Source organism: Coleofasciculus sp. LEGE 07092 (genome assembly GCF_015207375.1).
Taxonomy (GTDB): Bacteria; Cyanobacteriota; Cyanobacteriia; order Cyanobacteriales; family Coleofasciculaceae; genus LEGE-07092.
The window spans coordinates 1-23,242 of record NZ_JADEWY010000034.1 but is presented as its reverse complement, the minus strand read 5'-3'; the positions used below and the strand labels follow the sequence as shown (position 1 = coordinate 23,242).

Genomic DNA, 23,242 nt, shown 5'->3' with positions numbered 1-23,242 from the left:
TATGCCAAGGACGCTTTCCGTGAAATTACCGATGGTAAAAACTTACTTTAATAAAATTAATGCTAACCACCTTAATGCCATAATTTTCTCTTGCTAATTATTAATCGAGGCGTGACAATTAATAATTGATTGGAATTTTCTCAATAATTTCTAAAAATTATCCCAGTACAAGTCCAAGAATGGTATTGCTCGATACTTAAAGCCGTTGGTGAGGATGGTGATTCGTGAGAAAAATAGGGCTGTGTCTAAGCTACCCTGTGAAACAGGTAGAACCTTGCAGTGGTGCTGCCCTATCGCTGAATCAAACCTTACCTAGTAATGCCGGATATTCCCCTATGAAACTCCTCTGGAATTCACTGCTAATCTCCTTAGGCATTTTGCTGCCTACTTCAACATCAATGGTTTTAGCCAAGTCCGTTGCTGTTGAGGAGCGGGAGCCAGCCAAAAACCCCACAACAATCGTCATTCCAGATATTACCCAGGAGTCTCTGAGAGAAGTGATAATCTCTGACGACTCCTCCGAAACTCCAGAAACCATCGTCATTCCCGATACAGCACCCGTCTCATCACCCTCAACTTTCACAACCGAGGAAACCGATGTACCGACTGCCGAAGAATCCACTGAGGAAATAGAGGCATCGGAAAATGCAGAAACTGCTCCTGAAGCTGGTACTGAAGAATCGGTCGATGCCCAAACACCAGAACTCACTCCAGAAGAACTTGAACGACAGCAGACCTTAATTGAGGCAGACCGACTCTACATGAGTGGACAGTTTGCCGCCGCTCAACAGCTCTATCGTCAAGCCAAAGCACCCTTTGAAGTCGAGGAGCAAGTTCAAGAACAATCTGTAGCCATTTACGACCCAGCCGAACTATCGCCAGCCGGGGCAGTGTACTGGCGTCAGGCACAGGCGGGTTTAGAGCAGCAACTTGAAACGAAAATCCTCGTACCGCTTCAGTTTTTAGTTGAGCAGCAGCCAGAATTTATCCCTGCTCATTTAAGCTATGCCCAAGCTCTTAAGGATTATGGTCGGGAAGAAGAGGCTCTGGAAATCTTGGAGCGAGGGAGTACTCTCTATCCAAATGAACCGGAATTACTCAAAGCTAGAATAACGGCGCTAGGGGAAGCAAAACGGTGGTTAGAAGCATCCTTGGCAGCACGTCAATTTGCCTTGCTCAACTTCAACCATCCCCAGGCTGAAGAATTTGAGGTGCTGGCAGAGGAGAATTTGGAACGCCACAAGTCTCACCTACGCAGTGAACTGCGGGGGAATGCGATCGCAAACGTGATTACTGGGGCATTAGGCTATATCTTCACGGGCAATCTCTTCGGACCTATCTCTGCCGTTGAAACAACGGTGCTGATGCTGCGGGGCGAATCAGCCGTTGGAGAGGGAATTGCCAAACAGGTGCAGCGGCAGTTGCCCATGGTAGAGGATGAAGAGGTGCTTGAGTATGTCCGGGAGATCGGCAACAAATTAGCGATCGTGACAGGTCGTGATGAGTTTGAGTATGAGTTTTATGTCATCATGGATGACCGCATCAATGCTTTTGCCCTACCAGGTGGAAAGGTATTTGTCAATGCTGGAGCGATTTTGAAAACAAACTCTGAAGCAGAGTTAGCGGGTTTACTCGCCCACGAATTAGCCCACGCTGTTTTGTCTCACGGTTTTCAGCTAGTCACGGAGGGTAACTTAATTGCCAACATTACTCAATACATTCCCTTTGGAGGGACGGCTACGAATTTAATTGTTCTTAACTACAGTCGGAACATGGAACGCCAAGCTGATGATCTAGGTACTCGGATTTTAGTTGCTGGCGGTTATGCCGCTGATGGCTTGCACAACTTGATGATGACTCTGGCGAAGGAAGAACAGGAACGTCCCTTATTCGCGTGGCTTTCCACCCACCCTGATACAGAGGAACGGATTAGCAATTTGGAAACTCTGATTGAGCGTAATGGCTACAACCGCTATACCTATGAGGGTGTAGCGCGGCACCTTGTCATTCAGGAACGAGTTGCCAAACTTCTCAAAGAATACGAAGAGCGCCAAGAGTGTGAGGAAGAGGAAAGGGAAGATTGCGAGGAAACTCCGGAGCAGAACGAGAGTGAACTGAGTAACTAAGCAGGTAGGGCTCAATGTTGAGATTTGACGCGCTTGCTCTAGAACGTGTTTGCAAGCTTCGAGCCTTCCTTTCAAGGAATATATGCTAATACAGAGAAAAGACTAAATCTGTTACTGTCACCTCTGCGTTCCAGTCAGGGAGCGCCAGAATAATTTCACTGAAGTGCAATGCAGCCTGATTTACAGGGTCTAGAAATTACGAAAGGAGAACTCAAACGCTGTAGCGGCGTAAGTATAGAAACGGTCTTTCGACCGCCGACTCTCCCTAACTTTCTAGCAGAGATTGCTAAAACTTTCCTGATTGTTCTGTTAATCACGGGTAGTTGCTTTATTTTCAGCCAGCTCTTTCCTGAACAGTTGCTAGTGTTAATAACTAGCCATGCCTGTGTTGCTGTTGGTTTAGTGTTGGACGATATCCGAAAAATTTACCTCAGTTACAAAAACCGGAACGCCATTAAGATTTTTGAAGATGTTGAGCGATATAATGCGGTCATTACAGCTATCGACATCAATGACCAAATAGCAGCCGTGGGAAATCCAGACGTGCGGTTGAAAAATCGAGGGCAGGTCATTCACGCCCTGAGGCTGACTCGAGAAGATATCGTTCGAGCTTTAAAAACTGAGCGAATTCTTCGAGAAAACGAGAACTTTATCAAATTTAATTCTGATTTATTTGATAATAATCTCATGGCGTTAACGGCGTTGCAAGTAAGCGACCAGGCAAGTGAACAGGGTCGCCTGCTCAATGAAGCGTTGCAGATTGTTGTGGATGTTCAACAGGAAATGAGAAAGCTGCAAAATCAACGTTGATGAATTATGAATTATTGGGTGGGGTTCTGTGCAATCAGATTTGCAGGGTTTGGAAATTTCATCGGGAGAACTCAAGCATTTAAGTGGTGTTGACCCTACTGAGATCTTCAGACCATCGATTTTTCAAAATTCACGAACTCAAGGGAGTTTTTGGTTTCAAGAATTCATTGTGAGTCTGGCACTCACACCAATCGGGGTTGGCTTGCTGTATGTTTTTATTATTCTTCCCTTGATGGGAGTTTCCTTGATTGCTATTCTGGTGACGCTGATTGTGGTGCCAATTGCGGTTGTAGGGGGTCGCTGGTTTTGGCGACAACGCCACAATAACAGGAATCTGGGCAGCTTGTTGGATGAAGTGGATCGATACAATGGTGTCATTAAAGCCATCGATCTCAAGGATCAATTAGAGGTAGCGGGAACTACTTCAATGAGTTTAAGCGATCGCCAAAATGTGATTGAAGCCCTAACTCTTATTAAAGAGGATTTGCTAAAAGCCATTAGGGTTGAGCGAATTTTGCGGGAGAATAAAACCTTACTGGTTAGCAATCCGGAGCTATTGGCAAGTAATTTGAGAATCTTAAATGCGCTGCAAGTTAACGACCAAGCTAGCGAGTACGGACATCTGTTGAATGAAGCGTTACAGATTGCGGCTGATGTCTCTGAAGAGATGAAAAAATTGCAGGATAAACACTGAAAATCCCCATTTTCCCCTATCCCCCACACCCTTTTGAATACACCCTGCTGAAAAGCATCACAAATAATAATGGATGTGATAGATGCGACGCCTAGCACCAGGGTTGGCTCACCCTATCCATAAGACCCCAAAAGGAAAACTAACGGCGGCGATAAGTAGAAATTCTCAGGATCAGACTGGGCGGATAACCATCCAACGATATACTAGGCAATGAGGTTGGAAAAAAATCTTCACATAAAGAACCGCGTAGAAATCGATACTCGTTGTATCGACTCTGCCTGGTGTAACTACTTGTAGCCGCCAAAATGAAAGCAGGAATTGACCTTCAAGGAAGTTTTATTCAATCGCTTAAGGATTTCGGCATCCCAGCCGGTGTTGCCAAAGCCATCTGGATGCCGCTGCCGATGTTCCTGATGATTATCGGTGCCATCGTCGGTGTCTTAGTCGTTATCTGGCTAGAACGCAAAATTTCTGCCGCTGCCCAACAGCGCATAGGTCCAGAATATGCCGGACCGCTGGGTGTTCTCCAACCCGTCGCTGATGGTCTGAAACTGGTCTTTAAGGAAGACATTATCCCAACTAAAGCAGATCCGTTGCTGTTCACCCTCGGACCGATTCTGGTCGTTATCCCCGTCTTTCTGTCTTACCTGATTGTGCCGTTTGGACAGAATTTGGTGATCTCGAATGTGGGTCTGGGCATCTTTTTGTGGATTGCCCTGTCTAGCGTTGCACCGATTGGTCTGCTGATGTCCGGCTATGCATCCAACAATAAGTATTCCCTACTGGGCGGATTGAGGGCAGCAGCACAGTCTATCAGTTACGAAATACCCTTGTCCTTAGCGATACTGGCTGTTGTGATGATGTCAAACAGCCTGAGTACTATCGACATCGTTGAACAGCAATCTGGCTACGGTATCTTGGGATGGAATATCTGGCGTCAGCCAGTTGGCTTCCTAATCTTTTGGATTGCCGCTTTAGCAGAATGTGAGCGACTTCCCTTTGATCTACCGGAGGCAGAAGAAGAACTGGTTGCTGGATACCAGACGGAATATGCTGGGATGAAATTCGGTCTATTTTACATTGGTTCCTACGTCAACCTAGTTCTTTCGGCTTTGCTATTTGCCATTCTCTATCTGGGTGGCTGGGAATTGCCAATTCCCATTGAACAGTTAGCGAGTTGGTTGGGCATCAGTGAAAGCACGCCTTGGTTGCAGGTAATCGCAGCGTCTTTGGGGATTATCATGACTCTTCTGAAGGCTTACCTATTGATTTTCATCGCCGTTCTGCTGCGCTGGACGGTTCCTCGCGTGCGCATCGACCAACTGCTCAATTTGGGGTGGAAGTTTCTACTGCCAGTTGGACTGGCAAATCTACTCCTGACTGCTGCTCTTAAACTAACCTTTCCGTTTGCTTTTGGGGGTTAGTTATTGGTCATTGCTCATTAGTCATTGGTTAGTTGTTGTTTACAAAGAATGAATGACAAATAACCAATGACTTGGAAGAAGAAAGAGAGAATACCTGAACTATGCTGAAGTTTCTCAAACAAGTTGGCGATTATGCCAAAGAAACGGTTCAAGCTGCCCGTTACATTGGTCAAGGTTTGTCTGTTACCTTCGATCATATGCAGCGCCGTCCCGTTACTGTGCAGTATCCCTATGAAAAGCTGATTCCGTCTGAGCGGTATCGGGGTAGAATTCACTTTGAGTTTGATAAGTGCATTTCTTGCGAGGTCTGCGTGCGGGTTTGCCCGATTAACCTGCCTGTAGTAGACTACGAGTTTGACAAAGCGAGTAAGAAGAAAAATCTCAAGCACTACAGCATTGATTTCGGAGTTTGCATTTTCTGCGCTAACTGCATTGAATACTGCCCCACTAACTGCTTATCTGCGACAGAAGATTACGAACTATCTACCTACGATCGCCACGAACTCAATTACGATAGTGTGGCAATGGGACGCTTGCCCTATAAAGTGACTCAAGACCCAATCGTTACTCCTTTACGGGAGTTTGGCTACCTACCGAAGGGTGTTATAGACCCACACGATTTACCACCAGGTTCTCAACGTGCTGGTCTGCGTCCAGAAGAAATTGTGGAGCGAATGGAACCCAAGACTGAAGAAACGGCTAAGACTTAGTCATTCTATCAAACTTCGGTTGAATACCGATTAATAGCGATCGCTCCCAGTCATTGGTCATTACCAAGAACAAATGACCAATGACAAAAAAACACTTTGTAAGGAGATTAGATAACGGTGGATTTAGCCCAAGGGGTTCAGTTAGTTTCGTTTGCTCTACTGTCTGTGATGGCACTCGGTTCAGCGTTAGGAGTTGTTTTGCTCGCCAATATCGTCTACTCCGCTTTTTTACTCGGTGGTGTATTAGTCAGCATGGCGGGTTTGTACCTTTTGCTCAATGCCGACTTTGTAGCAGCCGCGCAAGTATTAGTTTACGTGGGAGCGGTTAACGTCCTAATTTTGTTTGCCATCATGCTGGTGAACAAGCGAGAGGATTTTACCCCGATTGCCAATCGCTGGGTTCGTCAGGCTGCCACTGCACTAGTGTGTGCTGGTTTGTTCGTGCTTTTGGGGACAATGATATTAGCAACACCGTGGTCGGTTTACACGGGTTCTGCTGTCCCTGGTGACAGTTCAATTGTGGAGATTGGTAAACATTTCTTCACTGACTTTTTGTTACCATTTGAGCTAGCTTCCGTGTTGTTATTGATGGCAATGGTGGGAGCAATTATCCTAGCACGTCGAGATTTTATTCCAGAAAATCTAGTTCCTCGGGATACAGAAGAAACCGAATTTTCGACGTTGCCAGAACGCCGTCGTGAATTGGCATCTATTGCGGGTGAGTCCCAAGTCAAGTCCCGTTAAACCCGATTAGATTTGTGAAATTTTGTTCTTAACTCAAGACGATTCATGCAACTGCAACTTCAGTATTTCTTACTTATAGCTGCTGCTTTGTTCTGTATAGGCATCTATGGCTTAATTACCAGTCGCAATGCCGTTCGAGTGTTAATGTCGATTGAATTACTGCTGAATGCAGTTAACCTGAATTTAATGGGGTTTTCTAACTATATCGATCCCGTGGAGATTAAAGGTCAGGTTTTTACAGTCTTTGTAATCACTGTGGCAGCCGCCGAAGCAGCGGTGGGGTTGGCGATTGTGCTTTCGATTTACCGCAACCGCGATACGGTGGATATGGAGCAGTTTAACCTGCTCAAGTGGTGAGTTATCGACAATTTGAGAAACTTGATAACCTGTCAACGCCTGCCGATATCGGTGGGCGTTTTTGATAATAAAGCCTGTATAAGACATGATAAGTACATGAGCCCAATCCCCAAGAAAAGCTTTCCTTGAAGCTGCAATCTGCCCATTGAGTATAACTTTCATATTAGAACCAAGGGGCTACACCAATCCCCAAACTCTAATTGTCCCATCCGCACTACCGCTGATCACGGTTTGGCGATCGCAACTGAAAATAACTGATAAAACATCCCCCGAATGCCCAGATAGAGTATGCAGCAGTTCCCCCTCATCTAAATCCCACAGATAGATCCTTCGATAACTGCCACTCGCCAAGGTATGTCCATCAGGGCTAAAGGCAAGGGATAAAACATCCCCAGCCTGTTCAGATAAGGTACAGATCAATTCCCCCATCTCTAAATCCCATAGCTTAATTGTTTTATCAGTCATCCCACCGCCGCTAGCGAGTAACCGCCCATTGGGGCTAATCGCCATTGTCACCACCAAGTCAGAATGCCCAACCAAGGTTTGGAGTAATTCCCCAGTGTGCAGATGCCACATCTTAATTGTCTTATCGCCACAACTTACCAAGGTTTGCCCATCGGGACTAAATGCGATCGCACTCACTCCACCAGGATGACCAGAAAATTGGCGGGGTAACGCTTTCTGATAGATCTGCTGTAGCAGAATAGTTCCCTCCCAACCCCCACTGGCGAGAGTTCTGCCATCCGGACTGAATGCCACAGCAAAAACGGGTGCAGTATGTCCCGTGACAGTGCGTAGCCATTCTCCAGAACGCAAGTGCCACAATTTAACGGTATTGTCCTGACTACTACTGGCAAGGATTTTGCCATCGGGACTCATCGCTAAGTTAGAAACCGCGTGATTATGACCTGTGATCCAGCGCTCTAATTTGCCCGTGCTAAGTTGCCAAAGTCGAATCGTTGCGTCCTGACTGCCACTCGCCAAGGTTTGCCCATCCGGGCTAATCGCCAAGGATGTCACCCCGCTAGTATGCCCCGTGAGCTGATAACGACAATCTAATAAACACCAATTCACTTTGGGCTGCACCACCGGCGATTCAGCCTCACTGCTAGTTGAAGCTGACGCCTCGGATGGCGGAGCGATAGGTTGCTCGGCTACCGCCACTTCCAACCGCCGTCTTGCTCCAGCTAGCCCTCCTAGAACAGCACCATCTACTGGCTCTAATCGGTTACTCCCTGACTCTTGAAGTCTGGGTTGGTTCGCATTCCCTCGGAGTTCTATCTGATTCAGCAGAACTCGTTGCGTCAGCAAATCTTTTACTGTCAAAACTAAAACCCGGTGTTCATTTACCATCAAGGATAGTTGAAGTCGGTCTACTCCAGTTTTACCGGGGGGAGTGAAGGGAAGAGCATAAACGTGTTGAGCTTGATCTGCCAATACTCGGAATTCAGTGGGTTGAGGGATTTGCTTACTGGTGAGCTGACCTTGGTCATTGTATGCCACTTCAACAGATACTGCCTCTGTTAATTCCCCGATATCCAAGCGCATTTGGTGCTGCTCATTCGTTGCCGCTTGCAATGTTATCAATCGGGGGCGTTGAGTAGGATAGCGAGTACCTTTATCAAACACCGAGAAATAAGAATAGGTTTTAGCCTTGAGATCCCAAAGGCGGATGGCATAGCTATGTTGTAGGTAATCCTCGACACCTACGATCTTGCCCACAGTCAACGCACCATGAGCGACAGCTTCCAAGGGCTTATCTAAAGACAAGCGCTCTTGCCCAAAATAAGAGATCATTAACTGCTGCACAGCCGGAATTTGACAAGAACCGCCGACTAATACGACCTTATCAATTTCTTCTTGGCTAATGCCTTTGGTTAGAGCGATCGCTAGTACTTCATCTAATGCCTCTTGCACTTGTGTGAGTAACTGTCGAGATGTAAAAATATCCTCTAACTCGGAACGAGTTAAATGCCAGTCATGAGACGTAGTTGAGTTTGGATCAAAGTAGGTTTCCGTTACCTCGGTGGCGGTGGAGAGTTGGATTTTCAGTCGTTCTGCTACATCCAATAAATTCTGCCAGATATTTTGAGTCAAGTTTGTGCGTGAGATACCGATTTTTTGCAGATAATGCTCAACCATCCACGTATCAATATCGACGCCTCCGAGATAAGCCTCAGACTTGGCTACGACTTCCGAACACAAAACCTTTTGTCCTCGATTGGCAGCTACAGTGCGCACTAGACTCAAATCGAGAGTACCCCCCCCAAAATCCACAACCAATACAACCGATTGGGGTTGGTTTACGGCATAGCCAAAAGCAGCGGCTGTGGACTCATCTACAATCTGAATTGTGGGGAGATTAAGCCGTTGTGCCAATGCCTGAACCCAATTGCGGTAACAGTCAAAGGCTCCGACAGGTACGGTAAAGATTACACGGGTTGGTTGAATCTCTTGGGAAAGGATATGCTGCCAGAGTTGCCCTATAAAAATTTCTGAAATAGATTCAGAGCTATAAATATTACCATCAATTTGCCGAGTCGGTGGTCGATAGTCTGCGGCTATATCTCGCTTAAAGCCTTGAAACAGCAGTGATGATTCGTCAATATTATGGCGCAGACTACGAACGGGTTCACCGACTATCAGATGATTCGCTGCTTGCACCAACACCAGACTGGGCACGACATCTACTTTACCCCTTGCGGTTTCAAAGCTGCGTGAGATACCCTCAAACTTCAAGGTTCGTGGAGTTTGAGTCACAGCATCTTGGATACAGACGACTGTGTTGCTAGTTCCAAAATCGATCGCTACCGTAGTCACTGCTATTTTCCTTTAAATCTTGCTACTTTAGTTCCATTTTTAAACCTAAATCCCACATCCTATCGATTTCGCGGTGATGTTGTGTTCAAAATACAAGCTGCCTCTAGCACCAAAAACCCTTCAACTTGGAAAACAGAACACTCCACCACCACCCCTGCCAAAGCTGGAGTAAATGCCTGTTCTAATTTTGCCCTTGCCTCTTCGGTAACGAACTGATAATCTTGAAGCCAGTCATGGTTTGCCAAATACTCTGGTGTAAAAACATCCTGCTCTAGTAGCCAGAAATCTATTCCATAATGCTGGATAAACTGCTTGACCTGTGCTAAATCTGGACTGTACTGAGCCTGAATCAACTCAATCGCCCGTTGCCGAAATTGACGATAGTAACCCCAATGATAAGGAATCGCATATTCTCGACCTACTAAAATAGAACGCCGGGAAAATGTTGGTAGATTATTCGCTTCTTCTGCGGTTGATGCTATCAAACTGTCTTTCGGTTGCTCCTCAAAGAACTGATACAAAGATGGAAAATGACCAACTTTATACTTAGTTAAGGGAAAATCCTCTACAAAGACGGGATACAGAATGAGTGTTGTTACGATTAGACCTGTGGAAGATAATGCCAAAAACTGTCGCCTGTGTAGAGGAGTACAAGAAGAATTGGCACGCTCGTTGTTTCCTGTTTCCCTATTCCCCACTCCCCATTCCCCACTCCCTCTTTTCAGAATTGCATCCAGAATAATCGTCAGCACCATTGCTGCGGTTAGCGCTAACAAAATCCGAATGCTATGTTCTGTGTAACGACTGGGAAGATGAAGTTTGAATAGCAAGGCATGGGCAGCCAAAAATAGCCCAACAGAGACTAATAAAAGTTGCGGCAAGAGTCTGATAGCTGGATAAATTTGCCTAATTAACGGAAATTGAGCAGGAAATCTTATGAGTATCGGTAATAATACTCCTAGAGCTAAGGTTCCCGGTCTGACAAAACCTACATTTAACAAACCACTGCGTGAACCGAGGAAGAAAAAATACCAGGGATTATCATGGAAAAAATAACTGCGTCCTGTTTCTCCAAATTCTGGTAAGGTTTTTGCTTGAGTTGCTGTGATGACTGGAGCGAATTCTGATGGCGTGAGCCCGTAGAATGCGATCGCTAGTAGGGCTACCCCCAAATTCAGCAGGTAGAATCGGTAATCATGCCACCTTTGGGAATGACGAGGATGCCTATCTTGGCGATTGAGAAGTCGCAGGATTAATAGACCAGCCGCAATGAGGATATACTGGGGATAGAAAAGTGCCAAAAGTGCGATCGCTACAATACAAGGCAAGATTGCTTGGTGCAACAAATAATACAAAAAAGCCAGGAATAGGGGATAGAGGAAAGCTCTAGGCGTTGCTGATATCAAGTCATCTTTCATCCACAGACTTTGATTCAGCAGCAATGATGCCATAAAAGCTGTGGCGGGTACGGGCAGAAGTTGCATACAGATGCCAAAACAGTAACCTGTTGCGATCGCTCCTAGAAGAGGGGGTAAGAATTTGTTGAAAACGAAGGGATTGATGCCGAAGGTGGCTGCTATTCGGTAAACCGTTTTATATCCAACTGGTGCTACCGATTGAAAATAATCGGCAATTAAATCGTCGGGAAATAACTCTGAATCGATAAATCGCTGCATCCAAAATACGTGCTGTCGGGCATCGTCTTGGACAATATACTCGTGGCTAAATGCTTCCTGTAATCCGAACAAACTATAAATTGCGGCAAATGTCAAGCTTAAAGCGAACCAAACAACAACTTGAGCGCTAAATCGTTGAGGGATGGGTGTGGCTAAAAGTCGTTGCAGGTGTTTCGTAAGCATGGAGTTTGTGGGAGGGGGTTAGGCTATTCTGATGTACTGCACGCCACTGAAAACTGCTATATTTTCTGAAATTGTCCTAGTCATCACTCTGCCAATCTCCTAACTGAGTCACCAAAAAATAGCGAACGTGGTCAACGAAGGAGGAACCGAATTGACTTGTCCCGTGACCCATACCAGGCACGATGTAACAGGCACCATCCGGGAATCGAGTCGCACAGGATTGAGCGTCTGTAATACGAACTAAAGGATCATTCTTACCTACAAGGAAACGGACGCGACGCGGGGGCTTCACTCGGTCAATATAAGTCATCGGGTTGCAGGCATAACCGTAGCTATCCGGTTCTTTGAGAGACTTGGCAACTCGCAGCACTGAGACTACACATTTGAGCTCCGGTTGAAATCGTCCCAATAGAACCTCTGCCAGTTTACCGAGAGGCGATACGGCTAAGTCTGGCAAAATGACCTTACCCCAGCTTTTGGCGAAGGTTTGTAAGTCAGCATGACCAAGGGTGCCAAGCAATCGTTTGCCAATACCATCGGCATTAAAGGCAAAGGCAGCTAGCAGAACCCCCATGCTGATACCAAACAAGGCAAGGCGACTGTCCGTTAGATTATAGCGATCGCGGCAGAAGTCCTGCACTAGTCTAATGTCCCGTGCCGTACAGCTAAAAATTTGTAGGAGTAACGGAGTATCGAAGGGGATGCAACGATTGAGGAGTGGCGTAATTTCCTGTTGCACTAAGCCTGAGAAAGTACGCGCTAGACTCCGTTCTCCAGCCAGGGGGGTATCAAACAAGGCGACTGCAATACCCATCTGTGTTAGGGTCGGTACGATAAAAGCATTCCAACCGTAAGGGGCGCACATTCCCTGAAGACCGATAACCAGAGGCGTTTGGTGTGTAGGTCGGTTAGGAGGAAGGAAAACGGCAATAGGAAAACCACTCAACCGTTCGTCAATATCGGGGACTCCGGTAAAGGTGAAGGGTTCGTTTATCCAGTGGCGATAACCGATAATACCTTCAAAGGCGATCGGGTCAGAACTATAGATGGGCATGGATTCTAGATGAATGGCACAGTCAGTGTCTTGAGCTGCTGGCGTGGTGCAGTTAGCCCAATCGCGCAAAATTTGCTATGATAGCTCGACACGAAAAGCTCCAGAGAAATTCTCTGAAGCCGTTTTGAACTCGTGAATTAAGCAAGGTCGAAACCGTAAATTGTAATACAGGTTAGACAGATTGGCTACATTACCTGTAGCCAATTTTTAGATTTTAGAGGATTTGGCTGCCAGCAGCGCCCTGTAATATGGGGCATAGGACTCGGCTAAATCCACTTCTAGGAGCGATCGCATTGATTTTAGATTTACCTATCGAACCCAATCTCTATCTGCTGTTCGGAGCGCACTGTATCATTGGTGCGATCGCTGCTATCGTTGCTCGAAGAAAGGGATTGAACTTCCGCAACTGGGTAGTTTTCGGGTTAATTGGCGGCACAGCCGCGTTGGTTGCAGCACTGATGGCTAAACCAAATACCCGATATCCTGCACCTTAAACGAAACTGGCATTATGAATAGGAGCTGCGATCGCACTTTGGCGGTAGGGTGCTTTGCTAACGCACTGTGCAAGGCTGTCCGCTACCGTATTGCTTGTTCTCCTTCAACAGGATAGTAAGCCGCACACGCGGCAAAAATCTTGCTCAGAACAGGTGTAAACTCTTCAGGCATTTCTTTCTCTGCATCCATTTCTAAGGCGATGACTAAAAATTCCTCTAGCGTATATTCGTTTTGAATCTGCTCGATTGCACAGGCACAAAGGGGTTCAAATTCAGAGCCCCGCTCTCCAACGCAGCCATTCATGAACACCTGTACTATCTGTGGGGGATAAGCGTTAACTGCCTGTTCGCTAAGTTCGGCTGTCTGCGCAGAAGCAGAAGTGCCAAGCCCTCCAAAAAAATTGCGATCGCTACTCCCAAAGATTTTTGCCACTTTTTCATGGTTTGATTACCCAATGGTTAACTCACTGGCTAGGTACATCTGAGCCAAGCTACCTTATGCAAGATTAGGTTGCAAACCACTGTATAGCGATCGCAATTGACTGTTGGCGACATCAGAATGAAGGAGTTAGGAGAGGAGCGATCGCGCTTTGGCAGTAGGATGGGTTGTTAAGATATCTCACCATTGAGTGTTTGATACTCGTCGTTGAGTGTTTGACACTCGTCGTTGAGTGTTTGACACTCGTCGTTGAGTCTTTGACACTCGTCGTTGAGTGTTTGACACTCGTCGTTGAGTCTTTGACACTCGTGAATGAGTCTTTGATACTCGTCGTTGAGTCTTTGACACTCGTGAATGAGTCTTTAATACTCGTCGTTGAGTCTTTGATACTCGTGAATGAGTCTCAGAACTTCGCTAACGAGTCTTGGATACTCACCAACGAGTCTTTGCACTGTATGGTTTAGGGAAGTATGAGGAAGCAATCGCGAAACCTTCGGTAAGCATTCACGTCTCCATCGCTCTACTAATTCCCGAATGTAATACGCAAAAATGATTTGCCCAAATGAATCAGCTACAATCAATCCAGACCAACCTCTCTTCTCTATGCACACCCGTACTATTGGGCTGGTCTTACAGTTACGGGTAAAGTCTAAGCCATGACATTCCAGACGCTAGACCTCGATCCGATTCAAGCCCTTATCCTAGAAGCCTTCTCAGCAGCACTGGCTAAATTAGATTCTGCTTCAACTTTACCTGCGGAACTACGAGAAGAGATTAACCAAGTTGGTGAGGCTTTAGCTAATCGTCAATTTGACGCCGTGGTTCGCCTGGAAAATATAGCCAGGAAATATCAACCCCTGTATGACCGTTTTGAAGCTGCTTACGATGCTTTAGATGACCAGTATCACACGCAGGAACGCAATAAACGCAATCCCCTATCAGCAGAATCTCTGTCAGAAGTTGATAGCATTCTACACATTCTAAGAGCCAGCAATCCTGTTGAAGAAGCGAAAAGGCAGGTATCTGAGTATCAGCAAATACCCAGCCAGATAACCTACACTGAAGCTTGCAGCAATTTTGACAAAATTTACGAAGAGGCAATCTCAACGCGCCAAGCTATAGTTGTTACTCGTGAAGATTCTGAGAGCGTATCCGTAATTCCTACTGCGGAACTTGACAGCCTCATGGAGACAGTTTATTTGTTTCAGTCACCGGAGAATGCAACACGTCTTTTAGCAGCGATAGAACGAGCAAAGGTACGGACTTTTAAGCCTCAAACTATAGATGATTTGCGTCAGGAGTTTGGGCTTGGCGAAGAAGCGTAAAAAGTCTAATTCGGAGAATTCAGAACCCGAACAAGTCTCTCAGTCTGCATCTTCTCAACAGGAGAAAACAGAACGTGACATTGTATTCGACTCCCAATTTTTAGAAGACTTAACTTTCTGGGTAGATACAAATAGAAAAATTGCACTCCGTCTCTTATCTCTAGTTGAGGAGATAAGGCGCAATCCTTTCACGGGAACAGGAAAGCCAGAACCATTGAAGTATCAGGGCGCAAATATTTGGTCACGGCGTTTAACTGATGCAGACCGCATTGTTTATATGGTTAGTGATGACCGAATTGATTTTCTCCAGGCTCGATACCACTATAGCGATCGCTGAATTAAGTGCAACAGAGGGTGATTCAAAGTCAGCTCTGAAAACTGATAAACCAATTTTCACGATGGTATCTGTAGCATCAGGGCAAATTTGGAAATCATTATCCGTTGAGTTGTTTGCACTAGGTGCATTTTTAAGGTATATTACCTACATACCAATACCCATTAAAATACTCATTCATTTAAGTACATCCTTAACTGAATCCCTGACCGCTGCTTAACAATAGGTGTTAGTCAGCGGCTACCGTGCAGGGCGCTTCAGTGTCGGACTTTTAACTGACCCTCCTAACAACTCATTAAAAGGTGTTAGGGGGGTCAATTATGTAGCGTCTTAGCGATAATAATTGACAAGTTCTACAGAAATATCATCAGATGCTACAAGACGCTAACGCCTGGATTCACCTCGGACGCGAGAAGCTTCGAGCTCGAAACTATAGCGCAGCTCTAGTCTTCTTTGACCAAGCCCTCACCCTTGACCCTGAAAATGCTGATGCTTGGAAAGAACGTGCTACAGCCCTTCAGAAGTTAGGCAGCATTCAAGAAATTCTCTCTGCATCTAACCACACCATAGCCATTGCTTTGTGCGAACGAGGTCAGCAGCTAGAAGAAGAGGGAGATTACACCGAGGCAATCAAAAAGTACGATCAAGCCTTGGCAGTCAAACCCGAATTTGAACAAGCAAGGCAAAGCCGCAGCAAAGCCCTGAAAAATTTACAATCTGCCGATTTTTCATCCTTTGTCCTCCTGCGTCCCTCCTCCTCTAGTACTCTCACTAACAACTCTCACCAGCAGTCTGTCTATGCTGAAGCTGAGGATTTTAGCAGGTTAGGACGATATCAAGAAGCGATACCTTATTTAAACGAAGCGATTAAGCAGCAACCAGACAATCACCTTGCCTACGATGGGCGGGGCAATGCTCTGAGAAAGTTAGGACGCGATGAAGAGGCAATACTCGATTTAAACAAAGCTATCACGTTGCAACCAGACTACCATCTTGCATACTATCATCGGGGTGATATTCAGAGAAAGCTAGGACGCTATCGAGAGGCGCTCTCTGATTTCGACAAAGCCATAGAGCTGCAACCGAGATATCACCTAGCTTACAACGGACGGGGTAATACCTACAGAGATTTGGGATACTATCGAGAGGCGCTCTCTGATTTCGACAAAGCTATAGAGCTGCAACCGAATGACCACCTTGCCTACAACAATCGAGGGGCTGCCAAAAGAAAATTAAGGCTTTACAAAGAGGCAGTAGATGATTTCAAACAAGCTCTGCGACTTTCTCACAACCAAAACTGGCGAGCTTGGGTTAACTTGGGTTGGACATACTTTCAAGATAAAAAGTATCCTGAACACTACCGAGATGCTTGGCGAACTTGGAAGGAAGCCTTGTTCGAGCTGAAAAACTTAAAGAAAATACACCCCCAAAACCCTGAATATCAACGAGGGTGTGGTGAATTATTTTGGTGTAGAGGGAAAGCGCAGTACCGATATGAACTACAGCATCTTAAACCGAATGAATCTTGGGACAAAACCGATAAAAGCTATGAATTAGCCCTCAAGATACTGACATTTGAGCAATTTCCTGTGCGGCATTTAGAAGTGTGGCAAGACTTGATCCAAGACAGTCAATACCTGAAGCGCCTAGACCCAGACAGAGTTAAACAACTTTTGAGTGAGGCGACTGACTTGTTGAGGAGGCTCCTGGAAGAAACCCAGAGCGAAAGCGCGAAAATCTCGCTATCACGGAAGTTTGCCAGTTTTAACCAAATGGGTGTGGATGTTCTAGTCCAGAAAGGGGAAACAGAGGAAGCTTTAAAGTTAGCGGAAAAGCGCAAGAATACTTGCCTCGCTTGGTTCCAAGACGGTTGGAGCGATGAACCTACCCCCAGCCCTAAGTTCCCAGATATTAAAAAACTTCTAAATTTACATACGGCTGCGATTTACTGGCACATCAGCCCTGTTGCTATTACCACATTTATCCTCAAACAGAACCAACCTCTGCAAGTTTACTCTGTCTTGGTAACAGCAGATGATGCTACTTATCCCACTGCTGCCCGTCAACTCCGCGACTTTGAAAATTGGGTGAAAGACTGGAAATGGAATTATCAAGATTACCGCGCAGGCAAAGAGAAAGGCAATGAAGAAAAACTATCGACCCCAGAAGATAAAAAGCCAGCCCTAAAAGACCATCCTTGGCGAAAGGAAATGATGGCGAAACTGGAGGAACTCAAAAACATCCTCAACATTCCCGGAATTGTGCCCCATCTATCCGACATTCCCCACCTGATTCTGATTCCCCACCGCGACTTACACCTGCTGCCGCTCCATGACCTGTTCCCCGAAGATTTCACCATTACTTATCTACCCAGTGTTCAAATCGGTCTTGACTTGCAAAAATCTAGAGTCAATCCTGGACAACGGTTGCTGAACGTAGAAAATCCCCAACAAGACCTGCGCTACGCTACCGTTGAGTCTGCCGCTATCTCCCTGCTGTACCCAGACTCTACCCTTCCCCTTAAGGGACAAAAAGCTACCAGAATTGAAGTGATGACTACTATGCAAACTGATGAGCAGCTAGACGTATTCCACTTTACCGGACATGGAGAGCATGACATCAATCAGCCCTTAGAGTCATCACTGCTCTTGACAGGTGAAGATAAGCTAACCCTGCGCGATATCTTCCAGTTAGACTTCAGCCGCTATCACCTCATCTGCCTCTCCGCTTGCGAAACAGCCCTCACCAGCAAGCAAGGCTTGATTGATGAATTTGTCGGTTTGGTTAGTGGCTTCCTAGCGAAGGGGGCTGCTTATGTTATCAGCGCTCTCTGGGCAGTGGATGAATATTCAACTGCTCTACTGATGGTGCGCTTTTATCAGTATCTTCAAGAAAATATGACCCCGCCTTCTGCCCTGAAAGCAGCGCAAAAGTGGCTCCGCACCGTCACTCATACCCAACTCATTCAGTGGTATCAAGACCTTGCAGCCGAATTTGAGGGCAAGAACTCTACAATTGAGTCTTATCTAAACCGACAAATCAAGAGACTGCAAAAGGACTCTGCTACGATCAATCCAGACCACCCTCTCTATGTACATCCCTACTATTGGGCTGGTTTTACAGTTACGGGTAAAGTCTAAGCCATGACATCCGACAAGTTAGACCTCGATCCAATCCAAGCCTTGACGCTAGAAGCTTTCTCACAAGCTCTGGCTCAATTAGATTCCATTTCAGCTCTACCTGCGAAACTACGAGAAGAGATTAATCAAGTTGGCGAGGCTTTAACCAATCAGCAAACTGATGTGGTGGATTGCCTGGAAGATATCGCAAGGAAACATAAACCACTGTATGACCTTTTTGAAGCTGCTTACGATGCATTAGGTGAGCAGTATGATACACAGGAGCGCAACAAACTGGCAGGAAGTCCACCTAATAGTAATATCTCAGCGTCAATCGATTCAGTAGATAAAATCTTACAAATTCTGAAAGCCAAGAAGTTCGTTGAAGAAGCTAAAAATTTGTCACAAACACAGCAAGCCCAAACTCTAAAAAATGAGAGTAGACAGATTCAGTTTGGAGCGTCGAATTCACCAGCAATATCCCGTACTTTTACTGCCGTTTTATATCAAGAAGAAGATGTCTATGTAGCTGAATGCCCAGAGGTAGGTACAGCCAGCCAAGGTGAGACAATCGAAGAAGCACTTTCCAACCTCAAAGAAGCGACAGAACTCTATTTAGAAGAATTCCCCATCCCTGAAACATCTCCTCGACTAATAACTACATTTGAGGTAAAATATCAACCTCAGCAAGAATCTACACTTAAAACTTCATCACTTAATGTGATCGCTCGACAACTTGATACCCTATCCTCAGAGGAACTGCTAAAAGTCAGGGCGATAGTCAATGCCCTGATTGAATTAAAATCCCTGTTGCCTGTTCGTGAGAAACAACCCTCAGCCACTAGTGGCACTACAGGTGCGAAGAACAGGAAGAGTCTTGTTACAGCACAATCTATTTTGGAGCGTGCAAAGATACTAAGCGTAGAACAAAACAAAACCGATGAGTCTGTAGAAGACTTAATCGAGCTTGTTGATGAATGGATGAATGAAGACTCTCCCTATGATGAAGAGGTATACCCTCAAATTGATGCAGCCTTAAAACAAAATCGGGTGTCTATATAACCATTGAATGACTACAGTTGTATTAATTGATAGCGGTCCCTTAGGAAAAATTACACACCCCAAAATAGATCCAGCCGTTAAAGAGTGGTTGCAATTTATCCAAAATAATAAAATAGCTCTGCGAGTAGCAGAAATCTCTGATTACGAACTTCGACGAAACTTACTACTGGAAGGCTTGGGAAAGAGCATTAACCGTCTGGAAAAGTTTCGCAAAACTAAGCGTTTTATCCCAATCACCTCTGAAATGATGGTAGAAGCAGCAGAATTATGGGCTTGGGTGCGAAGCCAAGGGCAACCAACAGCGAGTAACGAGAGCTTAGATGGTGATGTAATTCTCGTTGCTCAAGCCATTTTTCAGAAAGACTATTTTGATGAGGTAATTATTGTAACAGAAAACCCAAAGCATATATGCAGATTCGATAGCTTTGGAATTTGTACTTGGGAATGGAAACAAGCTCTGGCTGATTGTAAAAGTAACTCAATCACCTTATACAACTAACAGCCGTAATGGGAGTGCGATCGCATCGATTACAATTAATACCACTACCAGAATTGGAATTCCAGCAATGGTTCACCAACTCCAATCTTCCACCCAGCCAGACATCATCTACCCCGACAGCGATAGACAACCCATGGCAGACAACACCCAGCAATTTGAATTAATTGTATGGATAAAAGAAAATTTAGAACTGTTGTTTGCCAACGACCCCAATGTATTTGTCGCTGGCGACCTGCTGTGGTATGCAGTTGAAGGCAATAACACCCTATGCCAAGCCCCAGACGTGATGGTAGCATTAGGCAGACCCAAAGGATACCGGGGTTCCTATCAACAGTGGCGAGAAGATAACATTCCCCCCCAAGTTGTCTTTGAAATTTGGTCGCCAGGAAACCGTCCCTCCAATATGGCGAAGAAATTTGAATTTTACGATCGCTACGGCGTAGAAGAATACTATCTGTACAAACCCGATCTAGTAGACTTAACCGGTTGGCAACGTCGTGAGTCAAGATTAACAGTAATAGAGCAGATAGCAGGTTGGGTCAGCCCTAGGCTGGGAGTGCGGTTTGAGTTATCGGAGGAAAGACTTCAGATTTATCGCCCTGATGCTCAACCGTTTCTCACCTATTTAGAACTCGCGCAACGGACACAAGAGGCAGAAAACCTTCTGGCACAGGAGAGACAGCGCTCACAAGCCCTAGAAGCTAAATTAAGAGAACTGGGAATTAATCCAGACCAACTGTGACCAACATTAACTTACAAGTCCAAGAAACCACCGATCGCCTCGATCGCTACCTTGCCCAACATCTCCCCGAACTCTCCCGTTCCCGCATCCAGAAACTTATCGAAGAAGGCAACGTGCAGATTAACGATACCCTCTGCACCTCCAAAAAAGCTACCGTTCACCCCGGAGACTCCATCTCCCTCACCATCCCCGCAGCCAAACCCCTAGACTTACAACCCGAAACTATCCCCCTAGATATCCTCTACGAAGATGACCAACTCCTGATTATCAACAAACCCGCAGGCTTAGTCGTCCACCCTGCACCCGGACACGAAAGCGGCACTCTTGTCAACGCTCTCCTCGCCCATTGTCCCAACCTAGCGGGAATCGGCGGTGTACAGCGTCCCGGTATCGTCCACCGTCTGGATAAAGATACCACAGGTGCGATCGCAATCGCCAAAACCGACCACGCCCACCACCATCTCCAAGCCCAATTAAAAGCCAAAACCGCCCGTCGAGACTACCTGGGCGTCGTCTACGGTGCGCCCTCAACTGAAAGCGGCACCATTAACCTCCCCATCGGACGCCATCGGGTTGACCGCAAAAAAATGGCAGTCGTCCCCGTAGAACAAGGTGGACGCCCCGCCGTCACTCACTGGCAGGTCAAAGAACGCCTAGGTAACTACACCCTCATGCACTTCCAACTTGAAACTGGTCGCACTCACCAGATTCGCGTTCATACCGCCCATATGGGACACCCCATCGTCGGCGACCCTGTTTACAGCAAAGGGCGCGATATCGGCGTCAACCTCCCCGGTCAGGCACTCCACGCTTGGCGACTCCGGTTGCAACACCCCAATACAATTGCCCGTCCCCTCCCTCCTAACACAGGAGATGAGAAGACGGGCATTGAAACTGAGGAATGGATCGAGGCAGTTGCCCCTCTCCCCCCAGCCTTTACCACACTCCTAGCCGTATTGCGGCGGCGAACTGCGGCTCTTAACGACGGCGAGGCACCATCGCTTCGTAATTGATATTCATCGCAGACACACGGGGGGTAGGGTTGGGTTTAGCCGCAACCGACCGTGCCATATCCAGATAGTTGGATGGATCGCCTGCTTTGGCTTGCTTCTCTTGGGGCTTGAACCGACGCACTTCGTTCTGCCAAACGATTTGCGGGAAGCCGAGTTGAGCGCGATAGTAGCCCTCGTAGCGCGGAGATTTGATGTTGAAGGGGGTTTCACCCTGAGTCCGACCGGGTAGGGTGCGACGCCGTTGGTAGGGAACGGTGTCGTAGCCAAAGGCAGTCAGATACTCTTCGCTGTTGAGCAACTGATCAACGAAGCCTTTAATCCCCTTGGTAGCAACGACGATTGACCAAGCAATTTTTTCCCGTTCGTTATAGACATCGCGTCCCAGCACCCGCTGTACGCACTGCTCAACGAAACGGTAGTTGCTGTTCTTCTCGTAGAAGCTGTTGTAGAAGGTCTTAGACAGCAGCAATCCACGAATGAAGTCCCGCACCGTAAGCTGACCGTTGCGCAGTTGAGACTCCAGGAAACGTTCCCTATCCCAAGCGAAGGCATAGAAGAAAATCTGACGATAGGCTGCATTAATCAGCTCGTCCATGTTACCGGCTGAAAGAATGTTTTCAGTGGTGTAAATTCTGGGTTGTTCGTCACCAGGTACTTCATAACCAGCGACCCGCTGATTTTGACTTGCTGGAGCATAATTTAATAATGGAAGAGCCACGTTTTAATCTCCGTAATCTTAGAAACTCTTACAAACCTTAACTTTAAACTATATAACAGATTGCGTCCCATCTCTAAGAATTGATACCAATTTAAAAAATAGTGGCGACACAGGGATTGCCCCTTGTCATCCCCAGATTTCAGGGAGTAGGGAGTAGGCAGTGGGGAGTGGGCAAGAAAACTAAATGTACTTCACGACGCTAGGAAATGCTATATAACCCCTGCCGTCCTACTATTAAAAAATGTTTCAAAAATACCCCATCCAGAAAGCGAGGGGATTTGCCAGAGAAGGGCAATGGGGCCAGTTTCGCAAATACATTTCCAAATCCGCTTGCCAAATTGGAGGTTCCAATCCCAGTCCCAAGCACAGATGAGAAAGAACCTCAAAAAACCGCCGATCGTGACCTGGTGAGTCTAAATGAGCATGGGCGTATTCATGGACAACAATACCCAGCCAATCCCGTGGTGCAATCCGCCCTACATCGATCAGAATAACCGTCGGATCAACCAGAATATTGCACAAACCATCAATACCAAAGTTTTGTGCTATGGGAACTGCCCAAATTTGAACCGGACGTCGCAGCTCGGGATGAAAGCAGCCGTGACACGCTTCTAGACAAGCATTCAGTTCAGCATTAATCACACCAATATTATTGCCAATCCAGGTACAAATGCGATCGCGCACTTTCAGATTATCGCTCACGTCAACCATACCAGGCTCTAAGGTTAACTGGCTCACAGCCTCCAAATATTGATAGCCGCGTACTACAGGCTCGGCAATAACTGGGGATTCACCCAACAAATACGGACTCAATCTAATTGTTTAGCTTCCAAAATCTTTCTGTAGATTCTAGCCTGAAAATGAGGAATGGGGAATAGGGAGTGGGGAGCTAGGGGGCT

Annotated in this window: 20 protein-coding genes and 1 pseudogene; 15 read left to right on the top strand and 6 right to left on the bottom strand. The window is 46.3% G+C overall.

Annotated elements, in window-relative coordinates; genetic code table 11:
- Positions 1 to 335: 335 nt before the first annotated feature.
- The 7 genes from IQ257_RS10725 (at position 336) to nuoK (ending at position 6,865) form a co-directional block, all read left to right on the top strand.
- Positions 336 to 2,126, top strand: coding sequence for a M48 family metalloprotease (locus IQ257_RS10725; RefSeq protein WP_193874674.1), 1,791 nt, complete (start codon positions 336 to 338; stop codon positions 2,124 to 2,126).
- 168 nt (positions 2,127 to 2,294) lie between these two features.
- Positions 2,295 to 2,936, top strand: a complete 642-nt coding sequence (locus IQ257_RS10720) for a hypothetical protein (protein WP_193874645.1) — start codon at positions 2,295 to 2,297, stop codon at positions 2,934 to 2,936.
- A 28-nt stretch (positions 2,937 to 2,964) separates the two neighbouring features.
- Complete coding sequence (locus IQ257_RS10715; protein ID WP_193874647.1) at positions 2,965 to 3,630, top strand: hypothetical protein; 666 nt, start codon at positions 2,965 to 2,967, stop codon at positions 3,628 to 3,630.
- A gap of 305 nt (positions 3,631 to 3,935) precedes the next feature.
- Entirely contained in the window at positions 3,936 to 5,054 is a 1,119-nt protein-coding gene (nuoH, locus tag IQ257_RS10710; protein WP_193874649.1) for an NADH-quinone oxidoreductase subunit NuoH, read from the top strand.
- Between the two features lie 104 nt (positions 5,055 to 5,158).
- Positions 5,159 to 5,764 (top strand): NAD(P)H-quinone oxidoreductase subunit I, encoded by a 606-nt coding sequence (gene ndhI / locus IQ257_RS10705; protein WP_193874676.1) that lies wholly within the window; start codon positions 5,159 to 5,161, stop codon positions 5,762 to 5,764.
- A 117-nt stretch (positions 5,765 to 5,881) separates the two neighbouring features.
- On the top strand, positions 5,882 to 6,508 hold the full coding sequence (locus IQ257_RS10700) for an NADH-quinone oxidoreductase subunit J (protein WP_193874651.1): 627 nt from the start codon (positions 5,882 to 5,884) through the stop codon (positions 6,506 to 6,508).
- A gap of 51 nt (positions 6,509 to 6,559) precedes the next feature.
- Positions 6,560 to 6,865 carry an NADH-quinone oxidoreductase subunit NuoK gene (gene nuoK, locus IQ257_RS10695; protein ID WP_193874678.1) on the top strand — a complete coding sequence of 102 codons (306 nt, stop codon included), beginning with the start codon at positions 6,560 to 6,562 and terminating at the stop codon, positions 6,863 to 6,865.
- A gap of 177 nt (positions 6,866 to 7,042) precedes the next feature.
- Here nuoK and IQ257_RS10690 read toward each other — a convergent pair whose 3' ends face one another.
- The 3 genes from IQ257_RS10690 to IQ257_RS10680 form a co-directional block, all read right to left on the bottom strand.
- Complete coding sequence (locus IQ257_RS10690) at positions 7,043 to 9,685, bottom strand: Hsp70 family protein (protein WP_193874653.1); 2,643 nt, start codon at positions 9,683 to 9,685, stop codon at positions 7,043 to 7,045.
- A 59-nt stretch (positions 9,686 to 9,744) separates the two neighbouring features.
- Complete coding sequence (locus tag IQ257_RS10685) at positions 9,745 to 11,544, bottom strand: hypothetical protein (RefSeq protein WP_193874656.1); 1,800 nt, start codon at positions 11,542 to 11,544, stop codon at positions 9,745 to 9,747.
- Between the two features lie 76 nt (positions 11,545 to 11,620).
- Positions 11,621 to 12,667, bottom strand: coding sequence for a hypothetical protein (locus IQ257_RS10680; protein ID WP_228060606.1), 1,047 nt, complete (start codon positions 12,665 to 12,667; stop codon positions 11,621 to 11,623).
- A gap of 179 nt (positions 12,668 to 12,846) precedes the next feature.
- On the opposite strand from IQ257_RS10680, the gene IQ257_RS10675 reads away from it, so the two are divergent.
- Positions 12,847 to 13,092, top strand: coding sequence for a hypothetical protein (locus IQ257_RS10675; protein ID WP_228060605.1), 246 nt, complete (start codon positions 12,847 to 12,849; stop codon positions 13,090 to 13,092).
- Positions 13,093 to 13,174: 82 nt separating this feature from the next.
- On the opposite strand, the gene IQ257_RS10670 is transcribed toward IQ257_RS10675, so the two are convergent.
- Complete coding sequence (locus IQ257_RS10670) at positions 13,175 to 13,525, bottom strand: hypothetical protein (RefSeq protein ID WP_193874658.1); 351 nt, start codon at positions 13,523 to 13,525, stop codon at positions 13,175 to 13,177.
- 662 nt (positions 13,526 to 14,187) lie between these two features.
- On the opposite strand from IQ257_RS10670, the gene IQ257_RS30020 reads away from it, so the two are divergent.
- From IQ257_RS30020 to IQ257_RS10630, 7 genes and pseudogenes are all read left to right on the top strand, one after another.
- Entirely contained in the window at positions 14,188 to 14,856 is a 669-nt protein-coding gene (locus IQ257_RS30020; protein ID WP_228060604.1) for a type II toxin-antitoxin system Phd/YefM family antitoxin, read from the top strand.
- Entirely contained in the window at positions 14,840 to 15,193 is a 354-nt protein-coding gene (locus IQ257_RS10660; protein WP_228060603.1) for a Txe/YoeB family addiction module toxin, read from the top strand. Before IQ257_RS30020 ends, IQ257_RS10660 begins: the two co-directional genes overlap by 17 nt.
- A gap of 368 nt (positions 15,194 to 15,561) precedes the next feature.
- Positions 15,562 to 18,330 (top strand): CHAT domain-containing protein, encoded by a 2,769-nt coding sequence (locus tag IQ257_RS10655; RefSeq protein ID WP_193874662.1) that lies wholly within the window; start codon positions 15,562 to 15,564, stop codon positions 18,328 to 18,330.
- A gap of 456 nt (positions 18,331 to 18,786) precedes the next feature.
- Positions 18,787 to 18,981: pseudogene (locus IQ257_RS31490) on the top strand (type II toxin-antitoxin system HicB family antitoxin); the annotation flags it as partial.
- Between the two features lie 397 nt (positions 18,982 to 19,378).
- Entirely contained in the window at positions 19,379 to 19,870 is a 492-nt protein-coding gene (locus IQ257_RS10640) for a type II toxin-antitoxin system VapC family toxin (RefSeq protein WP_193874664.1), read from the top strand.
- A gap of 67 nt (positions 19,871 to 19,937) precedes the next feature.
- Positions 19,938 to 20,612 carry a Uma2 family endonuclease gene (locus tag IQ257_RS10635; protein WP_193874688.1) on the top strand — a complete coding sequence of 225 codons (675 nt, stop codon included), beginning with the start codon at positions 19,938 to 19,940 and terminating at the stop codon, positions 20,610 to 20,612.
- The gene (locus IQ257_RS10630) at positions 20,609 to 21,625 is read left to right on the top strand and encodes an RluA family pseudouridine synthase (RefSeq protein WP_193874666.1); all 1,017 of its coding nucleotides are present in this window, start codon (positions 20,609 to 20,611) and stop codon (positions 21,623 to 21,625) included. Before IQ257_RS10635 ends, IQ257_RS10630 begins: the two co-directional genes overlap by 4 nt.
- Here the strand turns inward: IQ257_RS10630 and IQ257_RS10625 are convergent.
- Both IQ257_RS10625 and IQ257_RS10620 read right to left on the bottom strand, forming a co-directional pair.
- A complete protein-coding gene (locus IQ257_RS10625) occupies positions 21,591 to 22,343 on the bottom strand; it encodes a phycobilisome rod-core linker polypeptide (protein ID WP_193874668.1) in 753 nt (250 codons plus the stop codon). The two genes, IQ257_RS10630 and IQ257_RS10625, sit on opposite strands and share 35 nt — an antisense overlap.
- A gap of 246 nt (positions 22,344 to 22,589) precedes the next feature.
- Entirely contained in the window at positions 22,590 to 23,156 is a 567-nt protein-coding gene (locus tag IQ257_RS10620) for a hypothetical protein (RefSeq protein WP_193874691.1), read from the bottom strand.
- Positions 23,157 to 23,242 lie beyond the last annotated feature (86 nt).

Excerpts from the sequence above, each read along its gene's own strand:
- IQ257_RS10725 (WP_193874674.1), top strand. The coding sequence starts at position 336 with ATGAAACTCCTCTGGAATTCACTGCTAATCTCCTTAGGCATTTTGCTG.
- IQ257_RS10720 (WP_193874645.1), top strand. The coding sequence starts at position 2,295 with ATGCAGCCTGATTTACAGGGTCTAGAAATTACGAAAGGAGAACTCAAA.
- nuoH (WP_193874649.1), top strand. The coding sequence starts at position 3,936 with ATGAAAGCAGGAATTGACCTTCAAGGAAGTTTTATTCAATCGCTTAAG.
- IQ257_RS10685 (WP_193874656.1), bottom strand. The coding sequence starts at position 11,544 with ATGCTTACGAAACACCTGCAACGACTTTTAGCCACACCCATCCCTCAA.
- IQ257_RS10675 (WP_228060605.1), top strand. The coding sequence starts at position 12,847 with ATGGGGCATAGGACTCGGCTAAATCCACTTCTAGGAGCGATCGCATTG.
- IQ257_RS30020 (WP_228060604.1), top strand. The coding sequence starts at position 14,188 with ATGACATTCCAGACGCTAGACCTCGATCCGATTCAAGCCCTTATCCTA.
- IQ257_RS10655 (WP_193874662.1), top strand. The coding sequence starts at position 15,562 with ATGCTACAAGACGCTAACGCCTGGATTCACCTCGGACGCGAGAAGCTT.
- IQ257_RS10640 (WP_193874664.1), top strand. The coding sequence starts at position 19,379 with ATGACTACAGTTGTATTAATTGATAGCGGTCCCTTAGGAAAAATTACA.
- IQ257_RS10635 (WP_193874688.1), top strand. The coding sequence starts at position 19,938 with ATGGTTCACCAACTCCAATCTTCCACCCAGCCAGACATCATCTACCCC.